Source organism: Providencia sp. JGM181 (assembly GCF_018257375.1).
Classification (GTDB): Bacteria; Pseudomonadota; Gammaproteobacteria; order Enterobacterales; family Enterobacteriaceae; genus Providencia; species Providencia lanzhouensis.
On record NZ_JAERJY010000110.1, the window covers coordinates 1 to 12,326 of the forward strand.

The window sequence follows — 12,326 nt, forward strand, 5'->3', positions numbered from 1 at the left end:
ACCCACATTTGATTAGAGAAATTTCACAAAATGAGTGTTCATCGATAGATAATTCTAATTTAGACACGCAAATATAGAGTAAATTATCTTTTCATTGCCGTTAATCTCACAAAATATTCGACCTAAACAGCTATTCACTAATTATTTTATCTAATAAATTGCCTTATTAGTGAGAAAAAAGTTGTAGAGATCCCCCTCTACAACTTTTCAAATAATCACTGATGGATAAATTACTCTCTTGCTAATGCATCAATCGGATTTAATCTCGCCGCATTTCTCGCGGGTAGGAAACCAAAAATAATCCCAATCGCCGTTGAACAGGCAAATGCACTGACAAGTGCAATTGGATCAAATGCAAATGTCCAGCCTGGCAGCGCCATTTGAGCAATCAGACTGACGCCATAAGATAAGCCAATTCCCATTAAGCCACCGATAAGACACACTAACACCGCCTCAATAAGAAATTGCTGCATCACATCCATCGTACGAGCACCAACCGCCATACGAATACCAATTTCACGGGTTCTTTCTGTCACAGACACCAACATAATATTCATCACTCCAATCCCCCCAACCACAAGGGAAATTACGGCGACTAAAGTCAAAAAGAGCTGCATAGTTTGGGTGGTTTTTTCCGCTGTTTTGACTAATGTATCAATATTATAGGTAAAAATATCCTTCTTACCGTGACGCAAAGTCAGCAAACGGGTCAGTTGCTGCTCAGCCACTTTCGCATCAATGCCATCCTTCACTCTAACCACAATGCTGTCATAGTAAGAACGGTTAATCAGCTTACTGTTAATTGTCGTGTCGGGTAAAAACACTTCTAGGCTTTTACTGGAACCAAAAATTGACTTTTGCTCTCCTAATACACCAATGACAGTGGCGGGCATATTTCCGATGAGCAATGTCTCACCCACAACATTCTGTTTGTTCGGAAAAAATCGTCGTTTCGTATTACCGTCAATCACCACCACAGGCGCACGCCGATCAAGCATATCCTGAGTAAATCCCATCCCTTCAGCGAATTTATTACCATAAACTTGGAAATAACCTACCCCCACTCCTGCGACTCGAGCCACCGCATCTAAATTCCCTTTACGTAATCGAGCGGAGGTATCAATGGAGCCAGTCACCGACTGAACATAAGGCTGCTGAGCAATGGCATAAATATCAGAGGCTTTCAACGCTTGCCGGTTTTCTGGGTCATCGCTGCCAAAATCTTTTCCGGGATAAACCGAAATTGTATTGGTCCCAATCGATTTAATATCATTCAATACCATCCCTTTGGCCGCATCGCCAATTACCATGATGGATACCACTGAGGCAATACCAATCACAATTCCCAGCATCGTCAACAAGGTGCGCATTTTATTCACTACCATCGCGCGCCACGCCATCAATAAAGCTTCACTGAATCGGCTAATCCATTGCCCTAATGGATTTTTCTTCATCGCGACTTTTGCCGGGAACTCAACTTTCTTCGTTACTAACACACCAGAATCATTGATGATTTCGCCATCTTTGATTTCAACGATCCGCTCTGCTTGCTGCGCGACTTTCGGGTCATGGGTAACGATGATCACCGTATGCCCTTGGGCACAAAGATCTTTTAAGATCTTCATGACCTCTTCCCCTGAATGACTATCCAGCGCCCCCGTCGGCTCATCCGCCAAAATAACCTGTCCGCCATTCATCAGAGCACGAGCAATACTGACCCTTTGTTGCTGTCCACCCGACAATTGGCTTGGGCGATAATGAACTCGTTCACCTAAGCCTAAACGTTGAAGTAATTGCACCGCCCGTTCCTGTCGCTGAGACTTGCCTGCTCCGGCATAAATAGCAGGGATCTCAACATTTTGCTCAGCACTCAAATGGCTCAGTAAATGGTAACGCTGGAAGATAAAGCCAAAATGTTCACGTCGTAATTGTGCCAATTGGTCATTATCCAATGTCGCAATATTTTGACCTGCAACGAAATATTCCCCTGATGAGGGTTTATCCAAGCATCCCAAAATATTCATCAACGTCGATTTTCCCGACCCCGATGCCCCGATAATCGCCACCATTTCACCGGCATTTATTTTCAACGAAACATCTTTAAGTACGGTGATCTCCTGCTCACCCGCAGGATAGCGCCGCGTAATATTATGCAGATCCAGTAAAGTCGTCATCATTACAATTCCGTATCGCTGCTGCGACCGACGATGACCTTATCCCCTTCTTGCAACCCTTTAATCACTTCCACTGAAACATCGTTACGACTGCCAATTTCAATGTTTCTCTTTTGCGGTATCCCATCATTCAAAACTTCCACTTCATAAACTTGCGGAGTGACTTCGTTTCCTAAAGCGAGTAACGGAAGGAGCAGCACATTTTTATGGGATTCAAGCTCAATCACTACCTGTGCGGTCATTTGTAGCTTTAAAAGATGTTGAGGGTTTGGCACTTCAAAACGGGCATAGTAGAAAATTGCATCGTTAATCTTTTCAGGGGTCGGTAGGATATCTTTCAGTTTTCCCGCGAATTTTTTATCTGGGGCGCCTAACACTGTAAAAGATGCACTTTGTCCCGGCTCAAGGTAGATAACATCCGCTTCGGAAACTTCTGCTTTGACCAACATTGTATCCAAATCAGCTAACGTTAAAATCGTTGGTGCCTCTTGAGCTGCAATCACCGTTTGCCCTTGTAATGTCTTGATAAACGTCACAATACCATCCATTGGCGCTGTAATTTGGGTGTACTTCAGATTCGTTTTTGCAGTATCTAAAGAGGCGCGATTACGTTTAATCTGCGACTGATACGTGGCCACCTTCGCTTTATTCACTTCCACATCGGTTCTGGCTTTATCCAGCTCTTGCTGAGCCACCGCTTGTACTTTTGATAGGCTTAAATGACGTTGATAAGTCACTTGCGCAAGCTTTAATTCAGCCTGAGCCAATGCCAAATTGGATTCTAATTCATGGATAGTTTCTTGAGATTCAGTGACTTCGTTTTGCGCTTTTTGCGGATCAATAACGGCGAGCAGATCGCCTTTTTTAACAGTATCACCTTCTTTAACGTACAGTGTTTGCAGTTGACCGCTAACCTGCGCCCCCACATCTACTTTACGTACAGCATCTAATTTACCCGTCGCCATAACCCGCTTATCGAGGTCACCACGAGTCACATCAACCGTTTGGTAGCTCTCTGGCTGCTGGTTACCAAGAAAAAACCATGCGGTCGCCAGCGCCGCGAGTAGGACAAATATGCCATAAATCCATTTTTTTCTTGATGCTGCCTTCATTAACGCTGTTCCTATTTTCAATCAGAGGGCCGCCCCTCTCTTGAAAATAAGATAGCTGAATAATTATCACTCTTCACTAAACAGATTTAAGATTAACTGCAATTTATATTAATACGCCTTACCGCGTGCCAACCATGCGACTCTTGAGAACATATTTCTCAGAGCTAATGGTACAGCTTCAGGGCCTAATTCAGCGGCACGGTTTACTGTCGCCAGCGCTAAGTCAGGTTTTGACGTCCGTGCAATCGCTTTTAAAATCACGCGGCGAGTGGATACTCGAGCATTTTCAGGAATTTCTGCAATTTCATGGTACAAACCTTGAAACCCTTCGCGATACAAAAAATGTTCCATATCCGGTGCAGGCAACATGGTTAACCGGTCTCTATCTGGCGAATTAATTTTGTTGGCGTAATGCGTCGCCGTTGCGGCATATTTTCGCCCTGCTTCATCCCCATCAGTTAATACATGCCATTCAATGCCCATTTTATTGGCAAATTTTAATAAAGGTTTTAAGCCACTTTGTGCAAAGGCAATTACCTTAATGCCTTCTGTTTCGAAGAAATAATTACACTGCCTCGCAAATTCACTCATTAGCCAAATTTCCGTTTCACCTTCAACCAGTAGCCAACAACGGGCAAATAATGCGGAAGGTCGATTAAAACGAATATGGAAAGAGATTTTACGTAACTCTTCGGCACTTAAATCCTGAGGATTCAAACGATATGCAGACACTTTATTGGTATCACGGACGAGTCGGCATAAGCTATCAATTGGCGCTTGGGAAAGTAAATCGCCAGAATTGGTTGTGGTGATCCGCTGCAAGGAGAATAAACTAAACAGCCCCCACGCAATAGACAACATAATAGGGTGTAACCGTGTTTCAGGGTCTTCCACAATAATAATTGGGCGAGCATGTTTATCCAGCTCAATATTCCCTTTAGATTGCAGTAACGATGAAAACATCCCTAAGATAATCAGGCGAATATTACGTTGATTCGGCTTCGCTATTAATCGGTTAATATTATCCAATGCCTGCCACCCCCGCTTACGAGGCTCGATACTAATCATTGGATTATCCGTTTTCACCATATGACCGCTTTTCCCTGAAAAATAGTGGCTCAACAATTGCTGCATCGCGTCCACCCCATCTTCAAGGTCATTATCACTTAAGCGTTCAGGATTATTCACCAGCGCCATCGTCAATTCTTTAATCTGATGATTAAAGTTTTCACGGAAATTGTTGCTTCCGCTGACTATCGTCTCGGGGTTTATACTATTTAAGAAACGCGCATCTCGTAAGCGAATTACGGGATATAAACGGACAATTTCTTTAATATACTTACCCACATTATCAAGGGATAATTTATTACCCCCAGAATTTAAGAAGCACTTATCTACCGTAACGCTGTTATCATCTTTTAGCTCCGCACTTACTCGGAATAAAATATGTTTTAAGTCATCCCCATTATCGACCCAAACAGAAGCTAGATTTTGGAAACGATAAGAATGATGGCGACCAGGACGACTCTCACAGAACTTTAAGACAATCTGCAAAGTACGAAAACGTGTTTCATCATCCCCTGTAGGATGGTGAAAATCATTAGCTGTGAATTGGTATTCGCGATGTTCGGGAGAGAGCAAAATATCTAAGGCATCGAGTAAACTTGATTTCCCCCATGAGTTTTCCCCGATGAGAACGGTATTATTATTAAGTTCTAAAGAAAGTCGGTTGATCCCTCTAAATCCGTATATTTCCACACGTTCCAGATACATATCTCTCTCCTTGCTATCGAAAACTGAGTTTGATTGTAACATCTTGACCACTCAAGGATCCGTGAAACAACCTGAACTATCTCAAATAAAAGCTTACTCATTAAGCCAATTAATTACTATACGAGTCAACACAGTACAAAAAAAACACGTTGCGATACATGTCCCTGTATTGAGCTTATTTAGTTGGTGATATAGGATGTTTATGCTTTATTTTCCAGCATTTTTCTCCTATTTTTAGTTAATCAGCCATTGAAAAATATTTATCACCTGCGTGATATTTAGCATCACAGGCTAAATTTATTCATGTTTCGATAGCAATGTTCATGAATGTTTAAATATAATCTGTTGTTTATATTGGCATAAATTTATATTGGCATAAATTTATATTGGCATAAATTAGTGTAGTTAATGCAGTAAAACAAAATGAAATAAAAGGGCACTAACATGTATTCAGGCTTGCTGATTATTCTTTTACCTCTGTTTCTGGGTTACTTGATACCTATAAAAAATAAAAATGTTCTTCATCGAGTTCATCAGTCTTTAAATTCGATGGTGTACGTCATTTTATTTTTAATGGGTATTACCCTTGCTTTGCTTGAAAACCTCAGCGCACATTTAGTGTCCATCTTAATTTATGCCCTGACCTTCTTCGCCTGCATTTTTGGCCTCAATGCGCTTTCTTTAATTCTCCTGGATAAACTTGATCCGTGGAAAGTCCCACAGCACAAGCAAGAAAAGCCCCCTTCACGTATCAAAATGGTATTTGAATCCTTGCAGCTGTGTGGTGTCTTACTCATTGGCTTTTTAGTAGGATTAACGGGGTTTAAATTCTTACATTATGCGGATAAAGGCAGCCAAGTGGCGCTAATGTTGCTGCTGTTACTGGTTGGGGTACAACTGCGTAATAGTGGCATGCATATTCGACAGATTTTAATTAACCGCCGAGGAACAACGATTGCCTTAGTCATGGGGGTTAGCGCCCTTATCGGTGGGGCAGCCGCAGCCTTTTTCCTTGGGCTTCCTATCAAAATGGGGTTAGCTATCGCCTCTGGATTCGGTTGGTATTCACTTACCGGTATCTTAATTACCGATGCTTATGGTCCTGTGATGGGCAGCGCCGCATTTTTTAATGATCTGTTGCGAGAATTAACTGCCATCATGTTGATTCCATTAATCATTAATCGCTATCGTTCTACTGCATTGGGAATTTGTGGCTCTACGTCTATGGACTTTACTTTGCCAGTATTGCAGCGTAGTGGTGGCGTGTCGATTGTCCCCGCGGCTATCGTTCACGGCTTCGTTTTAAGTCTAATTACGCCAATCCTTATGGCCTTCTTTACATAAGTAGAATTTCAGTCACAATAGCCGTTAATTTAGGTATCACAGGAAATTAACATGACGGGTAAACAACGAGTTTTAGTACTAGGTGCAAGTGGCTATATTGGGCAAAATTTAATTCCTAAATTATTGGAAGAAGGTCATGAAGTCACTGCCGCCGCCCGACGTGTAGACTGGATGCTATCCCAAGGTTGGTCGGATACTCGCTGTATCTATGTGGATTTACACCAGCCTGAAACCCTGAAAAATATCATGGACGAGGTGGATATTGTTTACTTCCTCGTTCATAGCATGGCGGATCAAGCCAATCTTATTGAACGTGAACGTGAAGCGGCACGCAATGTACAAAATGCGCTGCAAGGCTCTAACGTCAAGCAGGTGATTTATCTCAGCGCACTGCAACATGGGCATACTTATTCCCCGCATTTAATTGCCAGACGCTTAACAGGGGAGATTCTGCGCGAAAGTGGTATTCCTGTGACTGAAATTCGCGCATCCATAATTGTTGGTTCAGGTTCTGCGGCCTTCGAAATTATGCGCGATATGGTATATAACCTCGCCATTTTGACGCCGCCTCGTTGGGTACGTTCAAAATCATCCCCGATTGCCCTTGAAAATATCCTGTATTACCTCACCCAGTTAGCCCAACTTCCCGTGACAGAAAGTCGAGTGTTAGATGCGGGAGGTCCTGAATATATAAGCTACCAAGAGCTCTTCAAGCGCTTTATTAAAGTCTCAGGAAAGCGTCGCTTGTTAATTCCAATTCCGATCCCTGTCAGCATGATCTCCGTGCACTTTATTAGCTTGATAACTTCAGTGCCGCCGACTATTGCCAAAGAGTTGATCCAAGGCTTACAACACGATCTGCCTGCGGACGATAAACTCATTCGCGAGCTTATCCCGCAAACGCTGATTTCATTTGATGATGCAGTCAGAACCACATTAGCGGAAGAAGCCAGTGCCATTGATAACTCTGATTGGGGTTACGATCCCGAGGTGAGAAAACGCTGGCGACCAGGTTACGGCTACTACCCTAAACAAGCGGGTTTTACTTTTAGCACCACCGCATCCACTGAATCGCTCTGGCATACCGTACAGCAAATTGGTGGAAAAGAAGGCTATTTTTACGCCAATATCCTTTGGAAAACACGCGCCATTATGGACGATATGATGTTGAATAAAGTCAAATATGGCAGACCTGATCGTGACACCTTACAGGTTGGTGATGAAGTTGATGGTTGGCGAGTCATTAATATGGAACCAAATAAACAACTTAGCTTACTTTTTGGTATGAAAGCACCAGGTTTAGGTCGATTAACTTTCACTATTCATGATAGTGGAAACCTACGCTCCATTGATGTTCGTGCATGGTGGCACCCAGCGGGTTTCAGCGGATTACTCTATTGGTTTGCGATGATGCCAGCGCATCTGTTCATCTTTAAAGGCATGGCTAAGCGTATTAGTGAATTGGCTATTCAACGGGACAAAAAGCTTGTGACAGCACCGATAGTGGAAGATAGCTCCAATAAGCCAGAATAAATTTAGCGTAAAAAACCAAATTTTTATGCATAAAACATTGCATAAATATGCTTACAGGATTAATATCGCGGGTAGTTAATTTAGATATTATTGGTAAGCATGAGCATTCAATTAAAAAACATAAACTGTTTCTACGGTAACCATCAGGCACTCTTTGATATCAACTTAGAGTGCTCTGCTGGTGAAACCATGGTATTACTCGGGCCAAGTGGCGCAGGTAAAAGCTCCTTACTGCGCGTACTGAACCTGCTAGAAATGCCTCGTTCAGGTCAACTCAATGTTGCCAACCATACTTTTGATTTTGCCAAAACACCAGATGCGAAAGCCATTCGCGATCTGCGCCAAAATGTAGGCATGGTTTTCCAACAATATAATCTCTGGCCTCACTTAAGTGTGATGGATAACCTGATTGAAGCGCCATGCCGCGTTTTGAAGCTATCCAAACAGCAAGCACAAGAAAAAGCCGCTAAGCTGTTAGAGCGCTTACGTTTATCGCAATTTGCTGACCGTTATCCCCTGCATTTATCCGGTGGACAGCAACAACGTGTCGCGATTGCTCGTGCCTTGATGATGGAACCTCAAGTTCTGTTATTTGATGAGCCAACAGCCGCACTTGACCCTGAAATTACAGCGCAAGTGGTGGATATTATTCGTGAACTTTCAGCAACGGGGATCACCCAAGTTATCGTGACCCATGAAGTTGAAATTGCCCGTAAAACCGCAAGCCGTGTGGTCTATATGGAAAACGGTCATATTGTAGAGCAAGGAGATGCTAGCCACTTCGCTGCACCTCAAACCGAAGCATTTGCAAATTATCTATCCCATTAATAGATTCTGTCCCACTAATAGATATAGGATTAAGCAATGAAAAAATTATTATTAGCTACATTATTAGGCGCTGTAACCCTATCTGCGGCGGCGGCGGAAAAAGAGACCATCCGTTTTGCAACTGAAGCAACTTACGCCCCGTTTGAAATGTTTGATAAAAACAACCAAATCGTAGGTTTTGACGTGGATCTGGCAAATGCAATGTGTGAAAAAATGAATGCAACCTGCACATTCACACACCAATCTTTTGATAGCTTAATTCCAAGCCTGAAATTCCGTCGCTTTGAAGCGTTAATGGCGGGTATCGATATTACCCCTGAGCGTCAACAACAAGTGGATTTCACCGAAACTTACTATCCGAACTCCGCTGAGTTTATTGCAGTAAAAGATAAGATTACTGCCGTTGACCAGTTAAAAGGTAAAAAAATCGGGGTACAAAACGGTACCACACACCAGAAATACATTCTGGAACAACATAAAGATATGACGGTTGTCCCTTATGATAACTACCAATCTGCCATTTTAGATCTGCAAAACGGTCGTATTAATGCGGTATTCGGTGACACAGCTGTTGCTGATGAGTGGTTAAAAGCGAAAGGTAATGAAAACTTAGCCGCTGTGGGCGACAAAGTGACCGATCCACAATATTTTGGTATTGGTTTAGGTATCGCTGTTCGTAAAGGCAACAAAGAGTTGCTGGATAAGATGAACAAAGCCTTATCTGAAGTTAAAGCCGATGGCACCTACGATGCTATCCATAAAAAATGGTTTCAACAGTAGTCGATATAATTAATGAATGATTTATTCTTTTTAGCAAGTGCCGCCGGTATTACCGTCGGCCTTGCCGTTTTAGCGCTAGTCCTTGGATTGGTTCTCGCAATGCTATTTACCGCGTGGGAATCTGTTCGGTTCAAACCTCTCGCCTTTTTAGGAACCTGCTGGGTCACGCTTATCCGTGGTTTACCTGAACTACTGGTGGTGCTGTTTGTCTATTTTGGAACCCTCCAGCTTATTAACCTGTTAGGTGATGGTATCGCCATTAACTTAGGTTTCTGGCAAGGTACTTTCCAAATTGACCCGAGCATTTTCTTTGCTGATAGCGGCGAATTTGACTACACACCATTCTTCTGTGGTGTAGTTGCGCTCGCGCTGTTATATGCATCTTACGCCTCCCAGACCTTGCGTGGTGCCTTGAAAGCCGTACCTTATGGTCAATGGGAAGCGGGATTAGCACTTGGATTAAGCAAACGCACCATTTTCTTTCGCTATATCATGCCACAAATGTGGCGCCATGCCCTTCCAGGCTTAGGTAACCAATGGTTAGTGTTACTCAAAGATACCGCGTTAGTCTCCTTAATTAGTGTCAATGACTTAATGCTACAAACCAAAACCATTGTGAACCGTACCCATGAACCATTTACTTGGTACGCTATTGTGGGTCTGATTTACCTCGCTATCACCCTCTTAAGCCAATTGGTGCTAAAACGTATTGAACTACGCACCACGCGTTTTGAACGGAGTGATGCGAAATGATCGATTTAATTCTGCAAATATTACCGGGATTACCGACCAGCTTGTCGCTGACCTTCAGTGCATTATTAGTGGCTTTTATCTTAGCCATCTTCTTTACGCTGATCTTATCCCTCAAAACTCCCGTCGTTTCACAAGCGGTTAAAGCATATATCACCCTATTTACGGGTACGCCGTTATTGGTGCAATTCTTCTTGATTTATAATGGTCCAAGCCAATTTAAGTCACTACAAGATTACCCAATGCTATGGGAATTTATTTCGACACCATGGGTTTGTGCGATGGTAGCGCTGGCATTAAACAGTGCGGCCTATTCCACCCTGTTATTCCACGGTGCGGTAAAAGCCATTCCATCCGGCCAGTGGCAATCTTGTCAAGCGCTCGGGATGAGTAAACTGCAAACCATGCGGATTATTCTACCTTATGCATTTAAACGCTCGCTTTCGTCCTATTCCAACGAAGTGGTGCTGATTTTCAAAAGTACCTCTCTCGCCAGTACCATTACGATGCTGGATATTATGGGCTACAGTAGCCAAGTATTTGGACAGACATGGGATGTGATGGCGTTTGTCGCGGCAGGGATTATCTATCTTGTGGTGAATGCGATTCTGACATTAATTATGCGTCTGATTGAGCGTAAAGCACTGGCTTTTGAACATCGTAGCTAAAAATTAACAGATTGTTTTTAAATGAAAAAGCTTGGCCTTATGCCAAGCTTTTTTGTATGAAAAACATACATAACCAATCATTTCTATATATTATATTGTTTTTTGAAAGATAGACCTTTTTTGTATTGGTAGCATGAATCATTGCAAAATTATACTGATTAAATAAGGCTATCGAGATGATTACACACACTAAATTTTCCGTTCCCTTTCAACAAGAACCTATTGTTAATTACATAGCAACAAATATCCCCGATCTATTTCAGAATAAGCTTGTCAAAGTATCAAATATTAGTCCTATTCAAGCGGGTATTTGCTCCGGTCTTTCCAACTATTTTATGATGTATGAAAGTCATAATCTTGGTTCCCAATATATCAAAAAACTTAGTGACGCATTTCATATCATATCGAGTCAAGAGCATCCCAAAAACACGCTGGATAAATATGTTTTAAATTCCACTAAAAAATTTAAAATGGCTGAATTTAACACTTTGATTTATCAAGCTATCAATGAGCAAGCCGACTACATAAATTCACTTGAATTAAATAAACTCGCATTGGACATTAATAATATCTCTGTCAGAGATATTTACCCGCAAGAAGACAATGTTAGATATTTAAATAAGCTACTAAAATCAGGTGAAATTAATAGAAGGTTAAATATGCCTGATACATTCCTCATTAACTATAATTTCCCTGCTAATTTAGCTTTTTTTATAGACAAAATACTGGATAGAAACTGTTCCAGCAGCTTGCATTTATCCCAGGAAGAAATAGTGCCAATAAGAGAAAAATTGACCCATAAAATACCGTTAACAACCAATGATGCCCATTTAATTTTGACTGCCTTTTTAAAATTTGAAGTAGACAAAATGAGTCTAATTTCTGTTGATAGACGAATTCGTGCAGGGTTAATCAACAATGATGCTCAACCACTGGAAAACAGACAAAATACCAATCATTATGGCGAGTTAAAAACACTAGCTGATATAGAAATGGATATTGGTGAATCAATAAAAAGCAAAGGTTATTATTACTCTCTCGTAGAAACAATCGACCACTGTATGGCTATTTCTGCCAAAAGCAATAGCAAGAAAGTAATATATACATTTTTTGATCCAAACAATGGCATTCTATTTGATGAAGATAGCTACAGCTTTTTCAAGCAATTATCCCAATTTTTCGATGAATTTAGTACCAATGATCAAACTGAACATTCTTATGCTGGTCATGTATTACTTAACGTCCGCATAATTGATAAAATAGCCAACAGCCAAAACAAACTTAGCTTACCTGAATTTTCTGATGAAGATATTCAAACTAATATAAAAAATGTACTCATAAAAAATAAAGTAAATATAGTCTGT

At 41.6% G+C, this 12,326-nt stretch carries 10 protein-coding genes; 7 read left to right on the forward strand and 3 right to left on the reverse strand.

The features are described 5' to 3' along the window. Positions 1–230 precede the first annotated feature (230 nt). The 3 genes from macB to JK188_RS13210 form a co-directional block, all read right to left on the reverse strand. A complete protein-coding gene (gene macB, locus JK188_RS13200; RefSeq protein WP_211886341.1) occupies positions 231–2,174 on the reverse strand; it encodes a macrolide ABC transporter ATP-binding protein/permease MacB in 1,944 nt (647 codons plus the stop codon). Positions 2,175–2,176: 2 nt separating this feature from the next. Then, positions 2,177–3,286: a macrolide transporter subunit MacA gene (macA, locus tag JK188_RS13205; RefSeq protein ID WP_211885022.1), complete on the reverse strand. Its 1,110-nt coding sequence runs from the start codon at positions 3,284–3,286 to the stop codon at positions 2,177–2,179. A gap of 108 nt (positions 3,287–3,394) precedes the next feature. Further along, on the reverse strand, positions 3,395–5,059 hold the full coding sequence (locus JK188_RS13210; RefSeq protein WP_036951861.1) for an ATP-dependent nuclease: 1,665 nt from the start codon (positions 5,057–5,059) through the stop codon (positions 3,395–3,397). 444 nt (positions 5,060–5,503) lie between these two features. Between JK188_RS13210 and JK188_RS13215 the strand changes: the two genes are divergently transcribed. From JK188_RS13215 to JK188_RS13245, 7 genes are all read left to right on the forward strand, one after another. Continuing rightward, complete coding sequence (locus JK188_RS13215) at positions 5,504–6,403, forward strand: lysine exporter LysO family protein (protein ID WP_036951864.1); 900 nt, start codon at positions 5,504–5,506, stop codon at positions 6,401–6,403. Positions 6,404–6,454: 51 nt separating this feature from the next. Then, positions 6,455–7,936, forward strand: a complete 1,482-nt coding sequence (locus JK188_RS13220) for a DUF2867 domain-containing protein (RefSeq protein ID WP_132494437.1) — start codon at positions 6,455–6,457, stop codon at positions 7,934–7,936. Between the two features lie 99 nt (positions 7,937–8,035). Then, a complete protein-coding gene (artP, locus tag JK188_RS13225) occupies positions 8,036–8,764 on the forward strand; it encodes an arginine ABC transporter ATP-binding protein ArtP (RefSeq protein ID WP_036951870.1) in 729 nt (242 codons plus the stop codon). A 36-nt stretch (positions 8,765–8,800) separates the two neighbouring features. Further along, positions 8,801–9,544 (forward strand): arginine ABC transporter substrate-binding protein, encoded by a 744-nt coding sequence (gene artJ, locus JK188_RS13230; RefSeq protein ID WP_036951873.1) that lies wholly within the window; start codon positions 8,801–8,803, stop codon positions 9,542–9,544. A gap of 12 nt (positions 9,545–9,556) precedes the next feature. Further along, positions 9,557–10,297, forward strand: a complete 741-nt coding sequence (artQ, locus tag JK188_RS13235) for an arginine ABC transporter permease ArtQ (protein WP_036951876.1) — start codon at positions 9,557–9,559, stop codon at positions 10,295–10,297. Beyond that, entirely contained in the window at positions 10,294–10,962 is a 669-nt protein-coding gene (gene artM, locus JK188_RS13240; RefSeq protein WP_211885021.1) for an arginine ABC transporter permease ArtM, read from the forward strand. The genes artQ and artM overlap by 4 nt, the downstream gene beginning before the upstream one ends. A gap of 176 nt (positions 10,963–11,138) precedes the next feature. Then, positions 11,139–12,326 (forward strand): hypothetical protein (locus JK188_RS13245; protein ID WP_211888650.1); only part of this gene is annotated, 1,188 nt, incomplete at its 3' end.

What these genes read in the sequence shown, in the direction of transcription:
- macB (WP_211886341.1), bottom strand. Translation starts at nt 2,174, where the DNA reads ATGACGACTTTACTGGATCTGCATAATATTACGCGGCGCTATCCTGCG.
- macA (WP_211885022.1), bottom strand. Translation starts at nt 3,286, where the DNA reads ATGAAGGCAGCATCAAGAAAAAAATGGATTTATGGCATATTTGTCCTA.
- JK188_RS13210 (WP_036951861.1), bottom strand. Translation starts at nt 5,059, where the DNA reads ATGTATCTGGAACGTGTGGAAATATACGGATTTAGAGGGATCAACCGA.
- JK188_RS13215 (WP_036951864.1), top strand. Translation starts at nt 5,504, where the DNA reads ATGTATTCAGGCTTGCTGATTATTCTTTTACCTCTGTTTCTGGGTTAC.
- JK188_RS13220 (WP_132494437.1), top strand. Translation starts at nt 6,455, where the DNA reads ATGACGGGTAAACAACGAGTTTTAGTACTAGGTGCAAGTGGCTATATT.
- artP (WP_036951870.1), top strand. Translation starts at nt 8,036, where the DNA reads ATGAGCATTCAATTAAAAAACATAAACTGTTTCTACGGTAACCATCAG.
- artJ (WP_036951873.1), top strand. Translation starts at nt 8,801, where the DNA reads ATGAAAAAATTATTATTAGCTACATTATTAGGCGCTGTAACCCTATCT.
- artQ (WP_036951876.1), top strand. Translation starts at nt 9,557, where the DNA reads ATGAATGATTTATTCTTTTTAGCAAGTGCCGCCGGTATTACCGTCGGC.
- artM (WP_211885021.1), top strand. Translation starts at nt 10,294, where the DNA reads ATGATCGATTTAATTCTGCAAATATTACCGGGATTACCGACCAGCTTG.